The organism is Ruegeria sp. (assembly GCF_965243365.1).
Lineage (GTDB): Bacteria > Pseudomonadota > Alphaproteobacteria > Rhodobacterales > Rhodobacteraceae > Ruegeria.
Genome location: NZ_CBDEUW010000002.1, coordinates 2,110,001 through 2,132,431 on the forward strand (window position 1 = coordinate 2,110,001; position 22,431 = coordinate 2,132,431).

A 22,431-nucleotide genomic window follows, 5' to 3' on the forward strand; every position below is an offset into this window, starting at 1 on the left:
GCGGGAAAGTATGCTTTTGGTTCAGAAAAAGGGGTTGGTTGTTCCAGCTTCCGACCCATGGATTTGCTTCGCAAATCCAGTCTTTCTTTTTCTGGATCAAATCAAGCGCGAGAAGGGCGTTTGGTGAATGCCTTGGCAGCAAGAGGCGATGAAAGACGTGATACTCTGCGATAAGCCATGGGGAGCTGAGAATAAGCTTTGATCCATGGATCTCTGAATGGGGCAACCCACTTGAAAGCTTCATATTGTTAGTTTTGCTAATCAATATGTCGCTTAACCAAGTACTTAAGACCTGAATACATAGGGTTTTAAGAGCAAACCCGGGGAACTGAAACATCTAAGTACCCGGAGGAAAGGAAATCAATTGATACTCCCCTAGTAGCGGCGAGCGAACGGGGACCAGCCGAGCCAGATAAGTGACTAGAACACGTTGGGAAGCGTGGCCATAGCGGGTGACAGCCCCGTATAGGAAGCTTTGATGGACGTATTAAGTAGGGCGGAACACGTGAAATTCTGTCTGAAGATCGGAGGACCACCTTCGAAGGCTAAGTACTCCTTGCTGACCGATAGCGAACCAGTACCGTGAGGGAAAGGTGAAAAGCACCCCGACGAGGGGAGTGAAACAGTACCTGAAACCGAACGCCTACAATCAGTCGGAGGCTCCTTGCGAGCTGACGGCGTACCTTTTGTATAATGGGTCATCGACTTGGTCTCACGAGCAAGCTTAAGCCGTTAGGTGTAGGCGTAGCGAAAGCGAGTCTTAATAGGGCGCATGAGTTCGTGGGATCAGACCCGAAACCGAGTGATCTAGGCATGGCCAGGTTGAAGGTAAGGTAACACTTACTGGAGGACCGAACCCACATCCGTTGAAAAGGATCGGGATGAGCTGTGCCTAGGGGTGAAAGGCCAATCAAACTCGGAGATAGCTGGTTCTCTGCGAAATCTATTTAGGTAGAGCGTCATCCGAATACCCCGGGGGGTAGAGCACTGGATGGGTAATGGGGCCCCACAGGCTTACTGATCCTAACCAAACTCCGAATACCCGGGAGTACTAGATGGCAGACACACTGCGGATGCTAACGTCCGTAGTGGAGAGGGAAACAACCCTGACCTACGACTAAGGCCCCCAATTCATGGCTAAGTGGGAAAGCAGGTGGGACGACCAAAACAACCAGGAGGTTGGCTTAGAAGCAGCCATCCTTTAAAGATAGCGTAACAGCTCACTGGTCTAAATAAGTTGTCCTGCGGCGAAGATGTAACGGGGCTCAAGCCATGAGCCGAAGTCTAGGGATGCGTAAGCATCGGTAGCAGAGCGTAGTGTGACATAGAACCTTGTCTATATTGCCGCCGGTTATGCGGCGCGGGCAACCGCGCTCAAGTAGCCGAATAGGCGGTAGCGCAGACATAGGTTCTTTCGATGAAGCCGGGGCGTGAGCCATCCGGTGGAGAGATCACTAGTGAGAATGATGACATGAGTAGCGACAAAGAGTGTGAGAGACACTCTCGCCGAAAGTCCAAGGGTTCCTGCTTAAAGCTAATCTGAGCAGGGTAAGCCGGCCCCTAAGCCGAGGCCGAAAGGCGTAGGCGATGGGAACTAGGTTAATATTCCTAGGCCAGGAGGATGTGACGGATCACAGGTGTAGTTCAATCTTATCGGATTGATTGGGCTGCTGAGTGGTTCCTGGAAATAGCCCTCCATCAGACCGTACCCTAAACCGACACAGGTGGACTGGTAGAGCATACCAAGGCGCTTGAGAGAACGATGTTGAAGGAACTCGGCAAAATACCTCCGTAAGTTCGCGAGAAGGAGGCCCGGTTCCTAGGCAACTAGGGGCTGGGGGCACAAACCAGGGGGTGGCGACTGTTTATTAAAAACACAGGGCTCTGCGAAGTCGCAAGACGACGTATAGGGTCTGACGCCTGCCCGGTGCCTGAAGGTTAAAAGGAGAGGTGAGAGCCTTGAATTGAAGCCCAGGTAAACGGCGGCCGTAACTATAACGGTCCTAAGGTAGCGAAATTCCTTGTCGGGTAAGTTCCGACCTGCACGAATGGCGTAACGACTTCCCCGCTGTCTCCAACATCGACTCAGCGAAATTGAATTGCCTGTCAAGATGCAGGCTTCCCGCGGTTAGACGGAAAGACCCCGTGCACCTTTACTACAGCTTCGCACTGGCATCAGGATTGTGATGTGCAGGATAGGTGGTAGGCTTTGAAGCAGGAACGCAAGTCCCTGTGGAGCCTCCCTTGAGATACCACCCTTCGCACTCTTGATGTCTAACCGCGGTCCGTTATCCGGATCCGGGACCCTGCGTGGCGGGTAGTTTGACTGGGGCGGTCGCCTCCTAAAGCGTAACGGAGGCGCGCGAAGGTTGGCTCAGAGCGGTCGGAAATCGCTCGTTGAGTGCAATGGCAGAAGCCAGCCTGACTGCGAGACTGACAAGTCGAGCAGAGTCGAAAGACGGCCATAGTGATCCGGTGGTCCCGAGTGGAAGGGCCATCGCTCAACGGATAAAAGGTACGCCGGGGATAACAGGCTGATACTGCCCAAGAGTCCATATCGACGGCAGTGTTTGGCACCTCGATGTCGGCTCATCTCATCCTGGGGCTGGAGCAGGTCCCAAGGGTACGGCTGTTCGCCGTTTAAAGAGGTACGTGAGCTGGGTTTAGAACGTCGTGAGACAGTTCGGTCCCTATCTGCCGTGGGTGTAGGAGACTTGAGAGGAGTTGCCCCTAGTACGAGAGGACCGGGGTGAACGATCCACTGGTGGACCAGTTGTCGTGCCAACGGCAGTGCTGGGTAGCTATGATCGGACAGGATAACCGCTGAAGGCATCTAAGCGGGAAGCCCCCCTCAAAACAAGGTCTCCCTGAGGGCCGTGGAAGACCACCACGTCAATAGGCCGGAGATGTAAGCGCAGTAATGCGTTCAGTTGACCGGTACTAATCGCCCGATAGGCTTGATTTGATCCAGTAATGGAAAGACAAGACCAAAGCATACACCGACCTTGACTAGGGATAGCGTCGCAGCGCCAAGCCGCGATGTTGATTGACATAACAACCGTGCAGGAACGCGCATCCGCTTCGCGAATACGCTGCCTCCTGCACGTCGCGCTTTGCCAAAGGCAAAGACGCGACGTGGGCTTTTCCTCGGTTTGGTGGTCATAGCGCAAGTGAAACACCCGGTCCCATACCGAACCCGGAAGTTAAGCACTGCCGCGCCAATGGTACTTGGGCTTAAGCCCCGGGAGAGTAGGTCACCGCCAAACCTAGAAAAAGCCCAAATCTCTCTAATACGATGAAACAAATCTGACTCTGACGCGGGATGGAGCAGCCCGGTAGCTCGTCAGGCTCATAACCTGAAGGTCGCAGGTTCAAATCCTGCTCCCGCAACCAGCGTCAGAAAATCTCAGTACAGCCCGTTCAGACTACAATTGATCCACTGGATCAATTGCTTAACGTCTTCACCTCGTCAGGCTCATAACCCAAAGGTCGTAGGTTCAAATCCTACTCCCGCAAACAATCTTCTCAGTCAGATATCAAACACTTAGCCTCGCATCACGCGGGGCTTTTTTGCATTCCGCCAAACCCACTGGAAGGTAAGCGTTGCATGTAGCCCCGACCCCGGTGCTCTTTCAGCTCATCCGTAAATCTTTGCAAGCCGGGAATGTCATTTGATGCGGAGAAGGTGATCATTCGGACTGGCCAGCTGAGGTTTGATGTCAAAGGCCCCTGTGCACGACTCATGCGATTTTATGTCTGAGTTTGGGCCAATGTCGGAAGGCTTGTTCTGGATGGGTTCGCAAGAGCCTTCTGATTTCGTCGAGGCCGATGCGGAAGATGGACTTGGCGTACCTGCCATGTGATTTTCTGGGGCGCTTTTGGGTGCCAAGTTTCTTGGATGCCATCTTCGCCGCCCATGCCATGGCGAGGGCGACAATCCCGATGAGCAAGCTCAACTTTTTCGCGATTGAGAGCCGGGTGTCCTCCAGGTTGAAGCCTTTGGTTTTTGCTTCCGCGAACAGGCATTCGATGGCCCAACGTTGGCTGTAAGTGGTTAAGGCATGGTGGGCTGGACGGTTCGTGGCCACGATCAGCAATTCCTTGCCCTTGAGACGCTTGGCAGCAAAGTTCAACCACATCGGATCGGTGTCCCCTGCTGCTCCGAAGTGGGCGGTAAAGGTCCGCTTTCCACGGCAGGTGCGCAACAGATTTCGCAAGCTTTGCCGGGTGCCATCTTCGCAAGTGACATACTGGTTCGACTTTACGCGAATGATGAAAGGAACATCCTGCTCATGCAGGAAAGTCAGCCAATCAAGGCCGATGAACTCACGGTCCGCCAAGAGACACTTGATGCTTTTGGCTCCGAACAGGCCCAGATAACGTTTCATCAGTGCAATGCGTTGTTTGGTGTTGCTGTTGCCCGCCTTGCCCAGAACCGTCCACATCAATGGCACCCGATACCGGCGCGTGGCAATGGCAAGAACCAGCAGGTTGATCTCTTTGCGCCCGATCTTCCAATTGGTGCGATCAAGGCACAGGTTCCAGCTTCCGGAGAGCCCGAGCATCCGGACCACAAGGCGTGCAGACCAATCTTCCCTCAGATCAACATACTGGAAAAAACGCTGCAAGCGGCGGTAGGTGCTTTCAACCTTGGCCTGTGTTGGCATCTCGCCGCTGATGTGGCTCAAATTGACCGTTCGAACGCTGGCAATGCCGATCACCAAAAGGCAGAGCGTTTCAAGGCGGCTATTGCTCAGCGACAAACACTCGGATAGCTTTGCCGAGAGGGTGTCGATCGCTTTTCGGATCATGGGATGCTCCATCGCAAACTGAAGAATCCCAACCAAAATCACAGATCAGCGCCCTCAACCATACCTACTGTCGTGTACAGGGGTCAAAGGCACAGCAGATACACCATTTGCATTCGACGCGCCCAGAATATCTTTGTCGACAATTGCGCGGCCTGCGCCTTGGGCGACCATGCTTACCATAGCGGATTGCGTCTGGACTTCGGCTCTGACCTGAAACGAAACCTCACAGCTGTCGAACATTATCTCCACAGCACGTCGGAACGGGCTATGAGGCGTCAGCATGATTTGAGGGGCCTCCGCGAGTTTGGCAGCCGAGACTTTGCTTGCGTCGGCCAGTGGATCATCGCGAGGTACAATCACAACAGGTTGCAGGTCGGCCAGACGGGTGCAAGCTAGATTTGGGTCACCGGGGTCAGAGGATACAATTGCGCAATCCACTCGTCCTTCGCGCAACGCGGCCATCCCGGCTTTCTCGTCGAGGACATCGACATCCACCCTAAGGGCGGAGAGTTCAGCCATGAGCTTGCCCGCCGCAACTGCCACGCGGGTGTCGGCCACCGCCGGAACCGTGGCCACACGCAAATGCCCACCGGTGCCAGAGGCGATCTGGATTGCGGCCTCATGGATCCGTTCCAAACCCTGATAGTGTTTTTGAACTGCTTGCTGCAGGCTATGTGCTGCAGAGGTTGGTTCGAACTTGCGTCCTGATCTATCGAACAATGGCACGCCCATTTCTGCCTCAAGCTCAGCGACGACACGGCTTATGGCGGGCTGAGATATGTACAGGGCATCTGCCGCCTTTCGTGTGGACCGATGGCGGTAGGCCATCTGGAAAAGCTCAATCTGTCGGGCAGTTATACGCATAGGTACTGATAACATTGATGTATCAATAAATACAATAAGATGATTTTTCATTAAGGTCGATTGGCGTTACCGTTCCAAGTATGAACTGCGTAACGATGGATCGAAACGTGCCCACTGACCTACTGATCTTGCTGCTTGCCATTGTGACAGGTGCCGCGATTCAGGTTGGGGTCGGGATTGGGTTCAGTATCGTCGCAGCGCCCGTGATGATGGTGTTGCTGGGGACGACCACGGCTGTTCCGGTTTTGCTCATGTTGAATACGCTCGTATCGCTTGTCGCGTCGGACAGGCGGGTGTGGTTGAAGAACAAAGCATTGATCCGAAATGCAGTCTTTGGGTGCATTGCGGGCATCGCTCTGGGTCTTTTGATTTACCCTTATCTTTCGGAACGCCTGGTGTTGGTCCTGACGGGCGTTCTTTTACTTGTCGGAGTTGCCACCTCGTTGTTGCCGCAGGAAAACAGGGTTGGCCCAAAGGGATTTCAGGCAATCTCGGGCCTGTCTGGCCTTGCCACAGTCTGGGCGGCGACCCCCGGCCCCTTGATGATTCTGGGCTTTCTGGCATCGGGTCGAACCCCACACGAAGCGCGCAGGTTGGTACAGCCTGTGGCACTGATCGCATATGGTTCTGCCTTTGCGTTGCACTGCCTGTCGGACTGGGCAGCCTTTGCAAGCGCTCCATGGCTTTGGCCGTTTGTCGCCGCCACTATTGTGGGCAGTCTGTTAGGACACCTGATTGGCCCGCTGCTGCCACAGCAGGCCATTACCCATGCCATTCGGTTAATTTCAATCCTCGCCTGCGCAGCCCTGTTCCGCCGTGCCTACCTGGTTGGATGAAACGTGATGACTATAGAGATGAATATCGACCAAAAGCTGTCCGAGTTCCCTCGCGCCCGCCTGATGACCGAAATCACACCGGTCGAAAGGCTGGATCGCCTGTCGGACCAGCTTGGCATTGACCTCTGGCTTAAGCGGGACGACCTGACCGGGCTTAGCTTTGGCGGTAACAAGACCCGTCAGTTGGAATTCTATTTTGGTGAAGCGCTGCAACAGCAGGCTGATACCGTTCTGATAACCGGAGCCGTGCAGTCGAATTTTGTACGCACGGCAGCCGCCGCCGCCGCCCGTCTGGGGATGAAATCCGTTCTACAACTGGAAGAGCGGGTGCCGGGGATGGGAGAACAGTATTACCGCTCGGGCAATGTGCTGCTCGCCAAAATACTGGGCGCAGAACATATGCACTTTCCGGTGGGTGAAGATGAGGTTGGCGCAGACAATGCGCTGCACGACAGGGCAGCTCAGCTGGTGGCCGCCGGCCATCGGCCCTATGTCATCCACCTTGGTATCGATCACCCGCCTTTGGGGGCATTGGGCTATGTGCAAGGTGGTGCGGAACTGGGCGCGCAGATCAGCGATTTTGATGCTGCGGTCGTGCCGTCGGGCAGTGGCTCGACCCACGGCGGTTTTTTGACAGGGCTACGACTGTCCGGCGCGCAAGCGCCCGTCTATGGCATCTGCGTGCGCCGCGATCAGGCTCAGCAGCACGCACGCATGGAAAAAGTCCTGGGTAAATTGGCAACCTTGATGGGGTTCGACCCGGCGATTGTCCTGAACAGCATCAATGTCTGGGATGGCGCGCTGGCCCCCGGATATGGGCAAGTCGGGCAGGGAACCCGTGATGCCCTGACCCTCATGGCACGTACCGAAGGCATCTTTTTGGACCCGGTCTACTCGGCAAAGACATTTGCCGGGCTGATGGGGCTGCTGGACGAGGGTGTGATCAGCAAGGGACAAAAGGTCGTCATGCTGCATACCGGAGGGCTTCCGGCATTGTTTGGATATCAGGAAGTACTTGAATCGATCTGAAAGAACGCGGTGCTCTGACGCCGCATTTATTAGAAAACGAAATGAGAAAAGAGAAAGGGAGTAAACGATGAAAAAGAACCTTATCCTGGCTTCGGCGATGGCACTGGCGTTCGGAGGTGTGGCGGCACAGGCAGAAGAGTTTGTCACGATCGGCACCGGTGGTGTGACCGGGGTTTATTATCCCACCGGCGGATCAATCTGTCGCCTGATGAACAAGAACCGCAAGGAAACCGGCGTGCGCTGCACGGTCGAATCCACCGGCGGTTCTGTCTATAACATCAACACGATCCGCGAAGGTGAGCTGGAATTTGGCGTGGCCCAATCCGACTGGCAGTTCCACGCGCTCAATGGCACCTCGAAATTTGAAGAAGCCGGACCTTTCGAAGACCTGCGTGCAGTGTTTTCCGTCCACGCGGAGCCGTTCAACGTGATGGTGCGCGCAGACTCGGGGATCGAGCATTTTGACGATCTGGCGGGTAAGCGGGTCAACATCGGCAACCCGGGTTCTGGCCAGCGCGGCACTATGGAGGTGCTGATGGACGCCAAAGGCTGGTCCAAGGATACGTTCGCCCTTGCCGCCGAGTTGAAGTCAGCCGAGCAATCCAGTGCATTGTGCGACAACCAGATCGACGCGTTCATCATCACGGCCGGCCATCCCTCGGGCAACCTGACCGAGGCTGCTACCACGTGCGACGCCAAGCTGGTTCCTGTGACCGGCGAGGCCGTAACGGGTTTGATCGACAACAACGCCTATTACCGCTCGGCCACAATTCCCGGCGGCATGTATCGCGGCACCGATAACGACGTCGAGACCTTTGGGGTTGGTGCAACACTGGTCACATCGGCGAATGTTTCTGACGAAGCGGTCTATGCGTTGGTGTCGTCCATCTTTGAGAATTTCGACGATTTCCGCACCTTCCACCCGGCCTTCGCCAACCTGACCAAAGAGGAAATGGTGACGGCAGGTCTCTCAGCGCCAATTCATCCGGGTGCGCTGAAGTACTATCAGGAAAAAGGACTGTTGGAATAAACGGTGAAATCACCCGCAATTCTTGCCCACCACATGCCGAGACCTCTGTGAAACCAAGGTGAGCGCGGCTGCGATACGTCTGGTTATCGCACCGCGCTCACATCACCACTCGCACCCAAACGTGGGCCACAACCAGTTTATCGATCAAACAAAAGGACCAACATGACGAAATCTCTAATCTCCGCAGCACTGGTGTTGGCGGCATTCGCCGTTCAATCGCCTGCTCAAGCGGAAGATCTGGAATTCCTGCTGTATAACGACAGCAGTGAGGACCTAGTAGAATTCAACATCTCCCCCGCGTCATCCGACGATTGGGAGGATAATCTTTTGGCGGGTGGGTACCTCGCCCCCGGATATGAAATTGGCGTGGATATCGCAGATGGTCTGACGACCTGTGTCTACGATGTCCGTGGCGTCTTTGCCGATGGGTCCGAAGCCGAAGATTACGCACTGAACCTGTGTGATCTGGGTGAATATACATTCACCGATTAGGTATGGATGCAAACGTACCGGCGAAAGCTCCGAGAAGTTGGAGCTTTTCACAGCGCTTGATCTGGTTGTTTCCGATCAGATGGAGGGGTCCGTATTGAGCCCAAACGATCGTCAGCGTTTCTCAACGCGAACTAAATCTATGGTGTCTAACAGAGCTTGGGCTCGTGCCCTTGGGTTAAATCTTCACCAGAGACTAAAGATTACTTGGTTTAGGAGAATAACTTGACCAAACAAATGAATCTCAGAGATGGTAGAACGCTCGCATTCAGCACTTACGGCGACCCGAAAGGAACACCTGTGATTTTTAGCCATGGGTTTTCCGACTCTCACGTCATTCGTCAACCTGACGACGACCTAACCGCTTCTCTTGGAGTGCGATGGATTGCAGCAGACCAGCCCGGTGTAGGAGGATCGAGTCCGAAGAAGGATCGGAAAATGGTTGATTGGGGCGCTGACATGGAGGACCTGGCTGACCATCTTGGCCTGGATACCTTCAACGTCGCGGGCCATTCCGGCGGCGGACCCCACGCTTTAGCGGTGGCATTCCACATGCCGGAACGAGTGCGTAAGGTCGCACTTGCTTCTCCCGTGGCGCCATTCGATGAGCCCGGCGTCACCAAAATGCTGGTGCTGAAGGACCTGAAGACCGTCGCGAAATTGCACCATCTGACCCTGCTGATCCGCTGGGCAGAGCGTGTGGGCGCCAAAAGTGCTCTGAAAGACATCCCTTCATACGTGGAGTCTGTCGCTGACCAAATGCCCAACGAAGCCAAAACAATACTCCGCAATCCAGAGCAGCAGGCCTTGTTCGAAGAGAACTTTCGTCTTGGTTACCAACAACACGAGGAAGGTGTTTTCGAAATGACGATGGCTCTTTGGGACTGGGGATTTTCGCCAAAGGCGATCCGGCAACCGGTGGAGATGTTTTATGGCACTGCGGACGATATCATCTCTCCGGAAATGCCTAGACACCTTTGTTCTGAACTTCCCAATTGCACAGCGCACGAGTGGTTAGGCGCAGGGCATTATGGGTTTGTGGATCGCGAACGGTGGGCCGAATTTGTCGGCGCGGTTGCCAGTCTGTCTTAGCATGGTGAATGCCGGGTGAACATTTGGAGCGGGCGGAAAGTGCCGGTTTGGACCGGTCCTGTACCTGCAATCGCAGCGAATGCCCGGGAATCGGGTTGTGATTGCAGAAACGAAACGGCGCGCTCAACATCGGCTGTGGGCCGCTCCTCACCCAAGGTGGGCCAACACGGTCCAAGGTGCTGCGTCCGCTCCAATGGCAGCTTAGAGCCCAGGTTACCGGATGCTGCAGTCCGCGCCAACGACGGCAACACGTAGAAAGCAGACTTTGAAAAACTAAGTTTGTGACCCATTGGAGGCATTCACGTTTCGCTGACCCGTTGGCTGATTTCAGCCCCAAATGACCGATGGTGCCGCAAGCATCAATTTTCAATCAAAATTGGATTAAATCCACAACTGTAGGGCGTTCCCTTTTAATTTGAATTGAAATCAGCATTAATCGTCACCTTTCTCCGTTCGAAACTCTCCGGGGGTTTTGGTCTTGTGTCGGGCAGTGGCCAACGGAAGTAGTAGATGCCATGTCGGGACAGTGAGAGATACGCATGCAGCTTCATTTTGTGTCACACCTGTGTGTCACACCGCTCTAATGCTTGCTGTCTAGTTGTATTGTTAGGTTTTGGTGGAGCCTAGGGGAGTCGAACCCCTGACCTCTTGCATGCCATGCAAGCGCTCTCCCAACTGAGCTAAGGCCCCATGTAGGTACCGCCGCAGCGGTGCACGGACGTTTATGAGACGCTGCTGCCGAGCGCAAGACTAAAAACGAATTCAGGATAAAAGAATTGCGGCCAGCATGCGGCTAAGCGAGGCGGCCGGGGCCGCCTCGGGTAAGGGTCAGGACTCCTCTTCTGAGGACATGTCCTTGATGTCATCCAACGGCACGTTGTCGTTGTCGTCGTCATCTTCCAGCAGGTCATCATCCAGTTCGACATCGACGTTGTCGTCATCGTCCAGAACCAGATCTTCATCCGAAGATGACTCGCGGGCTTTGACCGATGCGGCATCCTCGGCGTCTGCGGCGATCATTCGGCTTTTGCCGGTTTCCAGTTCCACGATCTCGCCGGTGTAGGGGCTGACGATCGGGTCCTTGTTCAGGTCGTAAAAACGTTTGCCGGTTGTCGGGCAAACACGCTTTACGCCCCATTCTTCCTTGGGCATATCAAATCCCCTTGATATCAGGTGAATCTCATCAATGATTCAGGTCACCTGCCACAAGCGGCAGGCACTGTCAAAGCCTTTGCGCGAAGGAGAACGGCCCATGGGGCGACACGCACTGCCCGGATCGCCGCCGGTGCCGCTGACATTGCGCAAATCGGCGCGGGCGCGGCGGATATCTTTAAGGATTTCTCAATTGGATGGGCGGGTTACACTGACTTATCCCCGGGGTGTTGCCGAAACCGAGGCTTTGGATTTTGCACAGCAGAAGGAAGATTGGATTCGCCAGCATCTGCAAGACCGCCCGGATCCGGCAACAGTCCAATATGGCCAGAGCATTCCTGTTGAAGGTGTGGAGCGGCGAATCGTTTTGGCGAGTGGTCGAAGGGTTCAGTTGGGCACATCAGAAATCGCTGTTCCCAAGGGGGCAGAGGCGCGCAGGCTGGCGAGGTTCCTCAAAGAGCTGGCTCGGGATCGCCTGACTGAAGCCTGTGATGATTATGCTGCGATTTTGGGGCGGCCGTACTCCGGCCTGACAATGCGCGATACGCGATCCCGTTGGGGGTCGTGCAGTTCCACCGGAGCCCTGATGTTTTCCTGGCGTCTGATTTTGGCGCCGCCTGACGTGTTACACTACGTGGCGGCCCACGAAGTGGCCCACCTGGCCGAGATGAATCATTCCCCGGCCTTTTGGGCGCAGGTCGAACGCATCTTTGGACCGTACCAAGCCCCCAGACGGTGGTTGCGCGATCATGGTGCCGATCTACATCGGTATCGATTTGACCCTGCGAGTTGACCCGGGCGCATTTTGTGATCACATGGGGCAATGTTGACCACACGCCCCACCGACTCGCAGACAGCTACGCATGACCGTGTCTATCGCGCGCTTCGGTCCCGGATCATGCATGGCGAGATTGCGCCGGGTCAGGCCTTGACCCTGCGGGGAATCGGCAAGGAATTCGGTGTCTCGATGACGCCTGCGCGTGAGACCGTGCGTCGGCTGGCGGCTGAAGGCGCTTTGTTCCTATCCACCTCTGGGCGGGTGTCTACACCGGAACTCACCAACGACAGGATCGAGGAACTGGCCGCCTTGCGGGCGCTGCTAGAGGTCGAACTGGCCAGTCGCGCTTTGCCACGTGCTCATATGGCCCTGATCGACCGGTTGCAGAGCATCAACATGACCGTGGCCGAGATGGTGACGAAACGTGATGCCGTCGGTTACATCCGGTCAAATCTGGAATTTCACCGTACATTGTATCTGCGGGCTCAGGCTCCGGCGATGCTGGCGATGGCCGAGACGGTCTGGCTGCAACTCGGGCCGACGATGCGCGCGCTTTACGGGCGTTTGCGGCGCACTGAGCCGCCGCATTACCACAAGCTGATCATCGCCGCGCTCAAGGCCGGAGATGAGCCGGGGCTGCGTCTGGCGGTGCGGTCTGACGTGACGCAGGGGCTGCGCCTGTTGGTGAGTTGAGCGGCTTATCGCCGAACCCCTAAAACGCCGCGTTGGGTGTGTTGCCGATCTGGTTTGAATGATGCCCTTGCGCTATCCTGGGGCAAATCACAAACAAGAGCAGATTTCAGACATGATCAATCGACGGACCTTTTCTATTGGGCTTGGGTCAACCCTCCTGGCCGCCTGTTCGGGCGGTAGTGCGCCGTCCAGCGCACCGGCTTCGCGGATGCAGTCTGTGCCCAACGCCGGGTGGGACGCATGGGTTGCAAATTTCAAAGGGCGCGCCACATCTCAGGGAATTTCTCAGACGACGATCAATCGCGCCTTTCAGGGGGCGGGCTATTTGCCCGGTGTCATTGAGCGTGACCGCAATCAGGTCGAGTTCAAACGCTCGCTAGAGGATTATCTGGCCATTGCCGCCTCGGACGAACGGATCGAAACCGGCAAGCAGATGCTTGTGCGCCACGCAGGCACCCTGTCGCAGATCGAGGCACAGTACGGTGTCAACAGAGAGGTTGTCGTGGCCGTCTGGGGGCTGGAGAGCCGTTACGGCGCACGTCGTGGGGATGTGCCGGTGATCTCGGCAACGTCCACACTGGCCTATGATGGGCGACGCGGTGAGTTTTTTGAAAAGCAACTGGTGGCAGCCTTGAAGATCATCCAAGAGGGGGACACGACGCCGGCCAACATGACCGGGTCCTGGGCCGGAGCCATGGGGCATACACAGTTCATCCCGACCTCGTATCTGGCCTATGCGGTGGACTTCACTGGTGACGGGCGGCGGGATATCTGGTCTGAGGATCCTACGGATTCACTGGCCTCCACCGCGGCTTATCTGTCGCGGGCGGGATGGGTGCGTGGACAGCCTTGGGGTGGCGAGGCCGGAACGGTATCCGGTTCCCCGGTTGCGGTCTTGCAGCCGCAGGTGCCTGGGCCGCGTATCGCCGTGTTCCGCAATTTTCAGGTGATCAAGCGCTACAACAATTCGGACAGCTACGCGATTGGTGTTGGGCACCTGTCCGACCGGATTGCGGGTGGCGCACCGTTTCAGGCCTCATTCGGGCCGGATGAAACAGGTCTGACACTGGAGGATCGGAAAGAGTTACAGCGCCGCCTGACCGCAGCAGGTTACGATACGCAGGGTGCGGATGGGGTGATCGGCAACAACACCAAGTCCGCCATCAGCGCTTATCAGCGCGCCAATGGTCTGGCCGTGACGGGTGAGCCCTCGGTTGCGTTGCTGCGGCGCTTGGGCGGCTAACGGTTTACGCCGCCAGCCCTTTTGAGCCGATATCCAGGAATTTCTGACGGCGGTCCTTGATCAGGGCCGCCGCATCTTTGCCGTCCAGCTCTTTCAACATGTCGGCAATTGCAGTGCGAACCGATTCAACGGTTGCTGCGCAGTCGCGATGTGCACCACCCTTGGGTTCGGCAATGATGCGATCGCAAACGCCCAGCTTGTGCAGGTCCTGTGCGGTCAGACGCAGTGCCTCGGCTGCTTCGCGCATCTTTTCTGAATCCTTCCACAGGATTGACGCGCAGCCTTCGGGCGAGATCACCGAGTAAACCGAATGCTCCAACATCGCGACGCGGTTTGCGGTGGCAAAGGCCACAGCCCCGCCAGACCCGCCTTCGCCGATGATGACCGAGACCAACGGCACACCGATCTTCAGGCACATCTCGGTTGATCGCGCGATGGCCTCGGACTGGCCGCGTTCCTCGGCACCCTTGCCGGGATAAGCGCCCGCCGTATCAATCAGGGTGATCACGGGCAGACCAAAACGGCCTGCCATCTCCATCAGACGTACGGCTTTGCGATAGCCTTCGGGCCGGGCCATGCCAAAATTGCGTTCGATGCGCGATTTGGTGTCCGATCCTTTTTCATGCCCGATCACCATGACCGGTTGATCGTTGAACCGCGCCAGACCGCCGATGACGGCCAGATCGTCTGCAAAGTTCCGGTCACCAGCCAAAGGCGTAAACTCGGTAAACAGCGCGTCCACGTAATCGTTGCAATGAGGGCGTTCCGGGTGACGCGCAACCTGACATTTCCGCCACGGGGTTAGGTCGCCGTAAAGCTCGTCCAGCAGCTTGGCGGCTTTGGCATCCAGCGCGGCTGCTTCTTCGGCCACGTCCATCTCTTCGTTGGCGCGGGCCAGAGCGCGTAGCTCCTCGGCTTTGCCTTCGATCTCGGCCAGCGGTTTTTCGAAATCCAGATACTGGGTCATGACGCCTCTCAACGCGGAAGTTCCCTGCTATATGACCTGAGGTTGCCGCGGATGCAACTCAGCAAGATTTGTGGGCCGGGAATATGCGACTCCGGTAAAGCAGTAAGAGAAGGAAGGATGCCAATGGCAACCAGCTATGAAGACCGCGTTCTGCGCGTATTGGCTTATATCCACGACAACCCCGCCGGGGATCTGTCCTTGGATGCGCTGGCGGATGTCGCTGCCATGTCGCGGTTTCACTGGCATCGGGTGTTTCGCGCCCTGACCGGTGAGACCTGTGCGCAAGCGGTACGTCGCCTGCGCTTGCACCGTGCAGCAACCTCATTGGTGCGGTCCGAAAAGCCCGTGGCGCAGATTGCGTCGGATGTCGGGTATCCCAACCCTAACTCTTTTGCGCGGGCCTTTTCCGAGGCCTACGGCAGCACGCCCGCAGCCTTCCGCAAGGCCGGTCAGTTTCTGCCAGCTCATCCTAACTTCAAAACCGGAGTATACCCGATGCATCCCGTTGAAACCCGTACTGAACCCGCCCGTCGCGTTGTCGCCCTACCGCACAAAGGCGCCTATTCCGAAATCGGCAAAAGCTTCGAGGCTTTTGGTGCCTTGTGCGAATCCCGTCAGCTTTGGCCACAGGTCGGACCGGTCCTCGCGCTTTATTTCGACAGCCCGGATGACGTGCCCGAAGATCAGCTGCGCAGTTATGCGGGTGCAGAATTCAGGGGTGGCGAGACCCCGGATGGTTTGGAAGAACTGCACATTCCCGGCGGTAAGACTGCGGTGCTAACCTACAAAGGACCGTATGCCGGGCTTGAAGCCGCTTATCACAGCCTGTTCGGAAACTGGCTACCCGAATCCGGCGTGGAGCCCGCCGATCAGCCCTGCTATGAAATCTACCTGAACGATCCTCGCGAAACCCCGCCCGAGGAGTTGCTGACCGAGATTTGCCTGCCTCTCAAGTAACTCAGTTTGGCCACAGGACCGGGTAGAGAGAGGCGATCAGCAGCCCTGCCATGGTCCAGTTGAACACCAGCAACCGGCGCGGGTTTGTCAGGACCCGCGCCATTTGCTGACCAAGAATGGTCCATGTACTGACCGAGGGCAGGTTGATCGCGCCGAACACGACCGCGATCACAAGGATCGTGCTGAAGGTTTGAGTAGGCGCGTAGGCGGTGATCGCGGTCAGCGCCATGGCCCAGGCTTTGGGGTTCACCCATTGGAACGCGGCGGCTTGTAGAAAGGTCATCGGCGTCCCCGCGGCCTCGGCGCTTTTGGCCGGGGCTGCGTGGGCTATTTTCCACGCCAGATAGAGAAGATAGGCCACCGACGCGATTTTGAGCAACGTGTAGCTTGTCGGGTAGGCATCGAACACCTGTACCAGCCCCGCCCCCACCAGCACGACCATGAACGTGAACCCCAGACCGATTCCCAGCATATGCGGAATGGTGCGGCGAAACCCGAAATTGGCCCCCGACGCCATCAGCATCAGGTTGTTCGGTCCCGGAGTGATTGAGGACACAAAGGCAAAGGCAATCAGGGCCAAAAGGAGCTCGTAGGTCATGGCGCGATAATCACCGAAAACTGAGCGAATGAAATTGCAAATCTGTGCGTAGATTGTGTAACTTAGCAATTTATGGCGAAAGATGATGAAATAAACCGTCAGATATTGCATGAACTCCTTCGGGACGGGCGTATTAGCAATCTGGACTTGGCGGACAGGGTAGGGTTGTCTCCGTCCGCTTGTTTGCGCCGCGTGCAGGAACTGGAGCGTTCGGGTGTGATTTCGGGCTATCGCGCTGTTCTGAACCCTTCGGCTATGGGCGTTGGGTTTGTGGCGTATATCGGCGTAGGTCTAGGAGAACACACTAAAGTTGCCCAAGAAGGGTTCGAGCGCGCCGTGCAGCATGCGCCGGAGGTGGTGGAATGCCACAACATCACCGGCACGATCGAATATCTGTTGCGTGTGGAATGCGCCGACCTTCCCGCCTACAAGACGTTCCATACCGAGGTACTTGGAACCTTGCCGCATGTGACATCGATTACGTCCTATGTGGTGATGGGGTCCCCCAAAGATATGCGTGCCTGACGCCCAAATTGTGAAGTTCAACCATCTTGCAGGCCAAAATTTCACGCCCTACTGTCATTTCAAAGACGCCAAAGGGATCAAGGTGGCCAAATGGCGCCACTCAGGGGAGATGATAATGAAAGTTTTTCGTACCGGAGCGTTGGCTGCTGTTACAGCTTTGGTCGCGGGTGCCGTATTTGCTGCGCCATTGAAGTTGCAACCGGCCAACCCGCAACCGTCGAGCCCCAAGGCTGGATTGGATGTGAAATACGCCTGGGAAGGTAACCCGCCGCGCAAGATCCAGACCGTTGCAAAAGCCAAGCAGATGATGAGCAAGGCCCAACCGGGGCAGCCACTGCGCGGGTTGGATTATCGGGATACGGACGAGGGCGATCCTGTCCTGACGTTCAATGAAGCTTTCAATGTGGCGGCAGAGGTGACTGGATATATCCGGTTTGATGCGCCGGGAATTTATGAGCTGGAAACCTGGTCGAATGATGGTATCGACGCGTGGGTTGGCGGCCAGCAGATCGGGTATTTCAACGGTCGTCAGGGGTGCGAGGCCAACCAGCGGACCGAGGTCGAGGTCCCTCAGGCCGGGTGGTATCCGCTCAAGATCAACTACTTCCAGAAATACGGCACGTCTTGCCTGATGATGAAATCCGGCAAGCAGGGCGAGCGATTTACGTGGACACCCAATGAGGTGTTTGGTCGCTGACCGGCTAGAGAGGATGTGAAAAGGCGCTCGGTAAAGCGCCTTTTGTCAGCTGGCTGCGATCAACTCGGCCTGCGCGACAATCACCTCAGCCTGTTTGATCGACGCAATGTCGACAAGGCGGCCTTTGTAAACCGTTGCTCCTTCGCCATTTGCTTTGGCCTGTTCCATCGCGGCGAGAATCTCGCGCGCTTCCGAGACGGCCTCATCTGACGGGGTGAAAACCTGATTGGCCAGCGTGATCTGTTTCGGGTGGATCGCCCATTTGCCAACCATGCCCAACGTGGCCGAGCGTTTGGCTTGCGCGATATAGCCGTCATCATCCGAGAAATCGCCGAACGGGCCGTCCACCGGCAGCACACCATGGGTACGGCAAGCGGCCACAATGGAGGCTTGTGCCCAATGCCACGGATCGGACCAGTGTTTCTTGCCCTCGCGCAGCATATAGTAGTTTTCCTGCGTTCCGCCGATGCCGGTGGTCTGCATGCCCATCGAGGCCGCAAAATCTGCGGCACCCAAGCTCATTGCCTGTAGACGCGGAGACGAAGCGGCAATTTCCTCGACATGGGCGATGCCTGCGGCGGACTCGATGATTACCTCGAAGGAAATCGGCTTGGTGCGGCCCTTGGCGCGTTCGATGGCTGTGACCAGCGCATCAACCGCGTAGACATCGGCGGCGCAGCCGACTTTGGGGATCATGATTTGATCCAGCCGGTCGCCGGTTTGCTCCAGCACGTCCACAACATCCCGATACCAATAGGGCGTATCCAGCCCATTGATGCGCACGGACATGTATTTTTTGCCCCAGTCTACGGAGTTCAGCGCCTCGATCACATTTGCGCGGGCAACCTCTTTGTCCGAGGGAGCGACGGAGTCTTCAAGGTCGAGGTTGATGACGTCCGCCGCCGAGGCCGCCATTTTGGGGAACAGCTTGGTGTTCGACCCGGGGCCAAACAGCTGGCAGCGATTGGGGCGAGCCGGGGCGGCAGGCTGGATGCGAAAGCTCATCGGAACCTCGTTGAGTAATGAAGTTACGTTTTTGGGTGTTCATTGGGTATTAAATTGCGCAATCTTATGCAAGGCGCATTATGCACGTGCGGCAATGCTTGCGCAGCATCCGCTGACGGTCGTCATGAAGGGTTATTCTTTGCTTTGGGGTGGTGCGTTTGGCGGAGTTTCTTCGAAAATTTTAATAGATCATGCAAGGTTCTTCTAAACCATGGCATTTTACAGAGTAAAAACGCGAAACCCTCGTGATGCAATCTCTCTAGCATTGCGCGGAATCACAGGAGTTCAGCGCGATGATCGAAACACCTTATCTGCTATTTCTGGGCGATGCGCCCGATCAACTGGCCGCCAAGGTCGCAATTGGCATCAAAGACTGGCGCCCCGAAAATGCCGTCGGTCAATACCGCATGGATGGCTGCAAGGCGGATCTGGGCCTGAGGGACATGGATCTGGCCGAGGCGCGGGAAGCCGGGGCCAAGACCCTTGTTATCGGCGTTGCCAACCGGGGTGGTGTCATCAGCCAGGAATGGAAAAAGGTTCTGGTGACTGCGCTGGAAGAAGGGTTCGATCTGGCCTCGGGCCTGCACAATCTTTTGCAGGATGAGCCCGATCTGGTGGCCGTGGCCGAAGCAACCGGGCGCAAGCTGCATGATGTGCGTATCCCCGAGGTCGACTATCCCATCGCGAACGGGATCAAGCGGACCGGCAAGCGCTGTCTTGCTGTGGGCACCGATTGCTCGGTCGGCAAGATGTATACCGCGATGGCGATGGACGCTGAAATGCGCAAGCGCGGCATGAAGGCAACCTTCCGGGCCACAGGTCAGACCGGCATTCTGATCACTGGTGACGGGGTCCCGCTGGACGCGGTGATTGCCGATTTCATGGCCGGTGCGGTCGAGTGGCTGACGCCGGACAACGATGCAGATCACTGGGATCTGATCGAAGGGCAGGGATCATTGTTTCACGTCTCGTATTCAGGAGTGACCATGGCTTTGATCCATGGTGGCCAACCGGACGCTTTGATCCTGTGTCACGAACCAACACGCGCCCATATGCGTGGATTGCCGACGTATGAGTTACCCTCTCTCGAAGCCTTGCGGGACACTGCGCTGCATCTCGCGCGGGTCGCCAACCCAGATTGTCAGGTGGTCGGAATTTCCGTCAACACTCAGCATATGAGCGAAGACGACGCGAGCGCGTATCTGTCGGCACTGGAGGCCGAGTTGGGCCTGCCTGCGACCGATCCGTTCCGCTTTGGGTCTGGCAAACTGGTCGACGCGTTGGCTGCGGTCTGATCTAACGGGCACGCTGGTGGCGGGGTTGTCCGCCTCCGGCGGGAGTATTTTTGAAAAGATGAAGGAGCGGGCACGTGCGGATTGAAGTCTCTCGCGATGTGTTTCGACTGGCGCAGGTGTTTACCATCTCGCGCGGGTCGCGGACCGAGGCGAAGGTGTTAACGGTTCGGGTTTCCGATGGTACGCACCAGGGCTGGGGGGAATGCGTGCCCTATGCGCGATATGGCGAGACGCTGGAGTCGGTAGAGGCCGAGATTGCCGGGCTGCCGTCAGATGTTACGCGCGCCATGTTGCCGGATTTGCTACCGGCCGGAGCTGCTCGGAACGCGATGGATTGCGCGCTGTGGGACCTTGAGGCCAAACGGGCTGGCAAACTTGTATGGGATTTGGCCGGTTTACCCACCCCCGGTCCCGAGGTCACTGCGTATACCTTATCCCTTGACACACCTGAGGCGATGCAGGTGCAGGCTGCTGCACATGCGCATCGTCCTTTGTTGAAAATCAAGTTGGGTACGCCTGACGATATGCCCCGGCTTGAAGCCGTCCGTGCAGGTGCGCCTGATGCGAAAATCATCGTGGACGCCAATGAAGGCTGGTCGGCGGATGTTTATGCTGACCTTGCACCGCATCTGGTGCGGTTGGGGGTGGCGCTGGTCGAACAACCTCTGCCTGCCGGAGAGGATGACGCCTTGATCGGGATGGAGCGGCCTGTGCCGGTTTGTGCCGACGAATCCTGCCATGATCGTGCCAGCCTGCCTGCGTTGAAGGGCAAATATGATGTGGTCAACATCAAGCTGGACAAGACCGGCGGCCTGACCGAGGCGCTGGAACTGCGCAAGGCCGCAATCGCGGAAGGATATCGGATCATGGTGGGGTGCATGGTCGGAAGCTCTTTGGCCATGGCACCGGCAACACTGTTGGCGCAGGGTGCGATGGTAACAGACCTTGACGGCCCGCTTTTATTGGCCGAAGACCGCGACACACCGCTGGTTTTTGACGGCGCCGGAGTGCACCCGCCTGCGGCGGCTCTCTGGGGGTGACGAACGCCTGGAAAACGATCCGCCGGATCGTTTTCAGTGAGGAACGGGCGAAGCCCGGAGACGAAAAGGATACGATATGACCCGCACCGTTTACGTGAACGGCGAATACCTGCCCGAGACCGAAGCCACAGTTTCGATCTTTGACCGTGGCTTCCTGATGGCCGACGCCGTTTACGAAGTGACCAGCGTTTTGGGGGGCAAGCTGATCGATTTTGACGGCCATGCGGTGCGCCTGAAGCGGTCGCTGGATGAGTTGGACATGGCGGAGCCTTGCACCAAGGACGAGTTGTTGGAGATTCACCGTAAGCTGGTGGAACTGAACGGTATCGAGGAAGGGATGGTGTATCTGCAGGTCACACGCGGTAGTGATGGTGACCGGGACTTCGTGTTCCCGTCGGATGACACCAAACCGACCCTCGTGTTGTTCACGCAGAACAAGCCCGGTCTGGCGAACAGCCCTGCGGCGCAGAAGGGTATCCGGGTGATATCGATCGACGATATCCGATGGGGGCGGCGTGACATCAAGACGACTCAGCTGCTGTATCCGTCGCTGGGGAAGATGATGGCCAAAAAGGCGGGTGCCGATGATGCGTGGATGACCGAGGACGGCTATGTCACCGAAGGGACATCCAACAACGCCTATTTCGTGAAGAACGGTAAGATCGTGACCCGCCCGCTGTCAAACGACATTCTGCACGGCATCACCCGCAAGGCGGTTCTGCGCATGGCGGCTGAGGCGCAGATGGTGGTCGAAGAACGTCTGTTCACCATCGATGAGGCAAAAGAGGCGGATGAGGCCTTTGTGACTTCGGCTTCGACATTTGTCATGCCCGTGGTCGAGATTGACGGCGCGCAACTGGGTGACGGTGCTCCGGGACCTATCGCGAAGCGGTTGCGCGAGATTTATCTGGAAGAAAGCCTTAAGGCCGCTGTTTGAGTAACAAAAAAGGCCCGCCGCAAGGACGGGCCTTTTTTAATCCTTTTTGCCGACATTTTCGTCGAAGGCGACCTTGAAGGCGGCCTGTTTCTCGGCGCTGGCTTCGGTCTGATAATTGGCTTTCCATTCATCCATGGTCATGCCGTAAAAGATCTGGCGGGCTTCGTCCTTGCCCATTTCGATCCCTTTTTCATTGGCGGCTTCCTGATACCAGTGGGACAGGCAGTTCCGGCAGAATCCGGCCAGATTCATCATGTCGATATTCTGCACATCGGTGCGGTCTTCCATCAGGTGTTTCTGCAAGCGGCGGAAGGCGGCGGCCTGAAGTTCGAGTTCGGTTTGCTGGTCCATTGTCGGGCTCCGAATGATTGTCTTGCGTTCTAGGCCAGACCT

21 protein-coding genes, 2 tRNA genes and 2 rRNA genes are annotated in these 22,431 nt (G+C 56.8%); 17 read left to right on the top strand and 8 right to left on the bottom strand.

The genetic code is table 11. From position 1 onward, the window contains the following. Positions 1–99 precede the first annotated feature (99 nt). The 3 genes from ACP0GE_RS14085 (at position 100) to ACP0GE_RS14095 (ending at position 3,393) form a co-directional block, all read left to right on the top strand. A 23S ribosomal RNA gene (locus ACP0GE_RS14085) occupies positions 100–2,965 on the top strand. A gap of 186 nt (positions 2,966–3,151) precedes the next feature. Continuing rightward, positions 3,152–3,266, top strand: a 5S ribosomal RNA gene (rrf, locus tag ACP0GE_RS14090). A gap of 50 nt (positions 3,267–3,316) precedes the next feature. Further along, positions 3,317–3,393: transfer RNA gene (locus tag ACP0GE_RS14095), tRNA-Met, on the top strand. Between the two features lie 347 nt (positions 3,394–3,740). Here ACP0GE_RS14095 and ACP0GE_RS14100 read toward each other — a convergent pair. Continuing rightward, the gene (locus ACP0GE_RS14100) at positions 3,741–4,811 is read right to left on the bottom strand and encodes an IS4 family transposase (protein WP_424832553.1); all 1,071 of its coding nucleotides are present in this window, start codon (positions 4,809–4,811) and stop codon (positions 3,741–3,743) included. A 54-nt stretch (positions 4,812–4,865) separates the two neighbouring features. After that, complete coding sequence (locus ACP0GE_RS14105; RefSeq protein ID WP_424832554.1) at positions 4,866–5,690, bottom strand: LysR family transcriptional regulator; 825 nt, start codon at positions 5,688–5,690, stop codon at positions 4,866–4,868. Between the two features lie 92 nt (positions 5,691–5,782). Between ACP0GE_RS14105 and ACP0GE_RS14110 the strand changes: the two genes are divergently transcribed. The 5 genes from ACP0GE_RS14110 (at position 5,783) to ACP0GE_RS14130 (ending at position 10,151) form a co-directional block, all read left to right on the top strand. Next, positions 5,783–6,511 carry a TSUP family transporter gene (locus ACP0GE_RS14110; protein ID WP_424832555.1) on the top strand — a complete coding sequence of 243 codons (729 nt, stop codon included), beginning with the start codon at positions 5,783–5,785 and terminating at the stop codon, positions 6,509–6,511. A 6-nt stretch (positions 6,512–6,517) separates the two neighbouring features. After that, positions 6,518–7,540 (top strand): D-cysteine desulfhydrase family protein, encoded by a 1,023-nt coding sequence (locus ACP0GE_RS14115; protein ID WP_424832556.1) that lies wholly within the window; start codon positions 6,518–6,520, stop codon positions 7,538–7,540. A gap of 67 nt (positions 7,541–7,607) precedes the next feature. Beyond that, positions 7,608–8,570, top strand: a complete 963-nt coding sequence (locus ACP0GE_RS14120; protein ID WP_424832557.1) for a TAXI family TRAP transporter solute-binding subunit — start codon at positions 7,608–7,610, stop codon at positions 8,568–8,570. 162 nt (positions 8,571–8,732) lie between these two features. Further along, positions 8,733–9,062 carry a hypothetical protein gene (locus ACP0GE_RS14125; protein WP_424832558.1) on the top strand — a complete coding sequence of 110 codons (330 nt, stop codon included), beginning with the start codon at positions 8,733–8,735 and terminating at the stop codon, positions 9,060–9,062. Between the two features lie 222 nt (positions 9,063–9,284). Beyond that, a complete protein-coding gene (locus ACP0GE_RS14130; RefSeq protein WP_424832559.1) occupies positions 9,285–10,151 on the top strand; it encodes an alpha/beta fold hydrolase in 867 nt (288 codons plus the stop codon). A gap of 614 nt (positions 10,152–10,765) precedes the next feature. Here the strand turns inward: ACP0GE_RS14130 and ACP0GE_RS14135 are convergent. Both ACP0GE_RS14135 and ACP0GE_RS14140 read right to left on the bottom strand, forming a co-directional pair. Further along, a tRNA-Ala gene (locus tag ACP0GE_RS14135) sits at positions 10,766–10,841 on the bottom strand. Positions 10,842–10,979: 138 nt separating this feature from the next. Next, positions 10,980–11,303: a TIGR02300 family protein gene (locus ACP0GE_RS14140; protein ID WP_424832560.1), complete on the bottom strand. Its 324-nt coding sequence runs from the start codon at positions 11,301–11,303 to the stop codon at positions 10,980–10,982. A gap of 100 nt (positions 11,304–11,403) precedes the next feature. Here ACP0GE_RS14140 and ACP0GE_RS14145 point away from each other — a divergent pair, with 100 nt between their 5' ends. The 3 genes from ACP0GE_RS14145 to ACP0GE_RS14155 all read left to right on the top strand — a co-directional run bounded on the left by ACP0GE_RS14145 (position 11,404) and on the right by ACP0GE_RS14155 (position 14,017). Beyond that, on the top strand, positions 11,404–12,096 hold the full coding sequence (locus ACP0GE_RS14145; protein ID WP_424832561.1) for a M48 family metallopeptidase: 693 nt from the start codon (positions 11,404–11,406) through the stop codon (positions 12,094–12,096). Between the two features lie 30 nt (positions 12,097–12,126). Continuing rightward, positions 12,127–12,774, top strand: a complete 648-nt coding sequence (locus tag ACP0GE_RS14150) for a GntR family transcriptional regulator (RefSeq protein ID WP_424832562.1) — start codon at positions 12,127–12,129, stop codon at positions 12,772–12,774. A gap of 112 nt (positions 12,775–12,886) precedes the next feature. After that, positions 12,887–14,017: a lytic murein transglycosylase gene (locus ACP0GE_RS14155; RefSeq protein ID WP_424832563.1), complete on the top strand. Its 1,131-nt coding sequence runs from the start codon at positions 12,887–12,889 to the stop codon at positions 14,015–14,017. A 4-nt stretch (positions 14,018–14,021) separates the two neighbouring features. Here ACP0GE_RS14155 and ACP0GE_RS14160 read toward each other — a convergent pair whose 3' ends face one another. Continuing rightward, positions 14,022–14,984, bottom strand: a complete 963-nt coding sequence (locus tag ACP0GE_RS14160; RefSeq protein ID WP_424832564.1) for an acetyl-CoA carboxylase carboxyltransferase subunit alpha — start codon at positions 14,982–14,984, stop codon at positions 14,022–14,024. A gap of 123 nt (positions 14,985–15,107) precedes the next feature. Between ACP0GE_RS14160 and ACP0GE_RS14165 the strand changes: the two genes are divergently transcribed. Continuing rightward, the gene (locus ACP0GE_RS14165; protein ID WP_424832565.1) at positions 15,108–15,941 is read left to right on the top strand and encodes an AraC family transcriptional regulator; all 834 of its coding nucleotides are present in this window, start codon (positions 15,108–15,110) and stop codon (positions 15,939–15,941) included. A gap of 1 nt (position 15,942) precedes the next feature. Here the strand turns inward: ACP0GE_RS14165 and ACP0GE_RS14170 are convergent, their stop codons facing one another. Further along, positions 15,943–16,539, bottom strand: a complete 597-nt coding sequence (locus ACP0GE_RS14170; RefSeq protein WP_424832566.1) for a LysE family translocator — start codon at positions 16,537–16,539, stop codon at positions 15,943–15,945. Between the two features lie 72 nt (positions 16,540–16,611). On the opposite strand from ACP0GE_RS14170, the gene ACP0GE_RS14175 reads away from it, so the two are divergent. Together ACP0GE_RS14175 and ACP0GE_RS14180 are read left to right on the top strand one after the other, a co-directional pair. Continuing rightward, the gene (locus ACP0GE_RS14175) at positions 16,612–17,064 is read left to right on the top strand and encodes an Lrp/AsnC family transcriptional regulator (protein WP_424832567.1); all 453 of its coding nucleotides are present in this window, start codon (positions 16,612–16,614) and stop codon (positions 17,062–17,064) included. A 115-nt stretch (positions 17,065–17,179) separates the two neighbouring features. Beyond that, the gene (locus tag ACP0GE_RS14180; RefSeq protein ID WP_424832568.1) at positions 17,180–17,761 is read left to right on the top strand and encodes a PA14 domain-containing protein; all 582 of its coding nucleotides are present in this window, start codon (positions 17,180–17,182) and stop codon (positions 17,759–17,761) included. Between the two features lie 45 nt (positions 17,762–17,806). On the opposite strand, the gene ACP0GE_RS14185 is transcribed toward ACP0GE_RS14180, so the two are convergent. Next, positions 17,807–18,766 carry an L-malyl-CoA/beta-methylmalyl-CoA lyase gene (locus ACP0GE_RS14185; protein ID WP_424832569.1) on the bottom strand — a complete coding sequence of 320 codons (960 nt, stop codon included), beginning with the start codon at positions 18,764–18,766 and terminating at the stop codon, positions 17,807–17,809. A gap of 293 nt (positions 18,767–19,059) precedes the next feature. Here ACP0GE_RS14185 and dgcN point away from each other — a divergent pair, with 293 nt between their 5' ends. From dgcN to ACP0GE_RS14200, 3 genes are all read left to right on the top strand, one after another. Then, positions 19,060–20,061 (top strand): N-acetyltransferase DgcN, encoded by a 1,002-nt coding sequence (dgcN, locus tag ACP0GE_RS14190; protein ID WP_424832570.1) that lies wholly within the window; start codon positions 19,060–19,062, stop codon positions 20,059–20,061. 74 nt (positions 20,062–20,135) lie between these two features. Then, entirely contained in the window at positions 20,136–21,101 is a 966-nt protein-coding gene (gene dgcA / locus ACP0GE_RS14195) for an N-acetyl-D-Glu racemase DgcA (RefSeq protein ID WP_424832571.1), read from the top strand. Positions 21,102–21,177: 76 nt separating this feature from the next. Continuing rightward, entirely contained in the window at positions 21,178–22,038 is an 861-nt protein-coding gene (locus tag ACP0GE_RS14200; protein WP_424832572.1) for a D-amino-acid transaminase, read from the top strand. A gap of 36 nt (positions 22,039–22,074) precedes the next feature. Here ACP0GE_RS14200 and ACP0GE_RS14205 read toward each other — a convergent pair whose 3' ends face one another. Continuing rightward, on the bottom strand, positions 22,075–22,389 hold the full coding sequence (locus tag ACP0GE_RS14205; RefSeq protein WP_424832573.1) for a DUF1244 domain-containing protein: 315 nt from the start codon (positions 22,387–22,389) through the stop codon (positions 22,075–22,077). Positions 22,390–22,431: the final 42 nt, after the last annotated feature.

What these genes read in the sequence shown, in the direction of transcription:
- ACP0GE_RS14100 (WP_424832553.1), bottom strand. Translation starts at nt 4,811, where the DNA reads ATGATCCGAAAAGCGATCGACACCCTCTCGGCAAAGCTATCCGAGTGT.
- ACP0GE_RS14105 (WP_424832554.1), bottom strand. Translation starts at nt 5,690, where the DNA reads ATGTTATCAGTACCTATGCGTATAACTGCCCGACAGATTGAGCTTTTC.
- ACP0GE_RS14115 (WP_424832556.1), top strand. Translation starts at nt 6,518, where the DNA reads ATGACTATAGAGATGAATATCGACCAAAAGCTGTCCGAGTTCCCTCGC.
- ACP0GE_RS14120 (WP_424832557.1), top strand. Translation starts at nt 7,608, where the DNA reads ATGAAAAAGAACCTTATCCTGGCTTCGGCGATGGCACTGGCGTTCGGA.
- ACP0GE_RS14125 (WP_424832558.1), top strand. Translation starts at nt 8,733, where the DNA reads ATGACGAAATCTCTAATCTCCGCAGCACTGGTGTTGGCGGCATTCGCC.
- ACP0GE_RS14140 (WP_424832560.1), bottom strand. Translation starts at nt 11,303, where the DNA reads ATGCCCAAGGAAGAATGGGGCGTAAAGCGTGTTTGCCCGACAACCGGC.
- ACP0GE_RS14145 (WP_424832561.1), top strand. Translation starts at nt 11,404, where the DNA reads ATGGGGCGACACGCACTGCCCGGATCGCCGCCGGTGCCGCTGACATTG.
- ACP0GE_RS14150 (WP_424832562.1), top strand. Translation starts at nt 12,127, where the DNA reads ATGTTGACCACACGCCCCACCGACTCGCAGACAGCTACGCATGACCGT.
- ACP0GE_RS14155 (WP_424832563.1), top strand. Translation starts at nt 12,887, where the DNA reads ATGATCAATCGACGGACCTTTTCTATTGGGCTTGGGTCAACCCTCCTG.
- ACP0GE_RS14160 (WP_424832564.1), bottom strand. Translation starts at nt 14,984, where the DNA reads ATGACCCAGTATCTGGATTTCGAAAAACCGCTGGCCGAGATCGAAGGC.
- ACP0GE_RS14165 (WP_424832565.1), top strand. Translation starts at nt 15,108, where the DNA reads ATGGCAACCAGCTATGAAGACCGCGTTCTGCGCGTATTGGCTTATATC.
- ACP0GE_RS14170 (WP_424832566.1), bottom strand. Translation starts at nt 16,539, where the DNA reads ATGACCTACGAGCTCCTTTTGGCCCTGATTGCCTTTGCCTTTGTGTCC.
- ACP0GE_RS14175 (WP_424832567.1), top strand. Translation starts at nt 16,612, where the DNA reads ATGGCGAAAGATGATGAAATAAACCGTCAGATATTGCATGAACTCCTT.
- ACP0GE_RS14180 (WP_424832568.1), top strand. Translation starts at nt 17,180, where the DNA reads ATGAAAGTTTTTCGTACCGGAGCGTTGGCTGCTGTTACAGCTTTGGTC.
- ACP0GE_RS14185 (WP_424832569.1), bottom strand. Translation starts at nt 18,766, where the DNA reads ATGAGCTTTCGCATCCAGCCTGCCGCCCCGGCTCGCCCCAATCGCTGC.
- dgcN (WP_424832570.1), top strand. Translation starts at nt 19,060, where the DNA reads ATGATCGAAACACCTTATCTGCTATTTCTGGGCGATGCGCCCGATCAA.
- ACP0GE_RS14200 (WP_424832572.1), top strand. Translation starts at nt 21,178, where the DNA reads ATGACCCGCACCGTTTACGTGAACGGCGAATACCTGCCCGAGACCGAA.
- ACP0GE_RS14205 (WP_424832573.1), bottom strand. Translation starts at nt 22,389, where the DNA reads ATGGACCAGCAAACCGAACTCGAACTTCAGGCCGCCGCCTTCCGCCGC.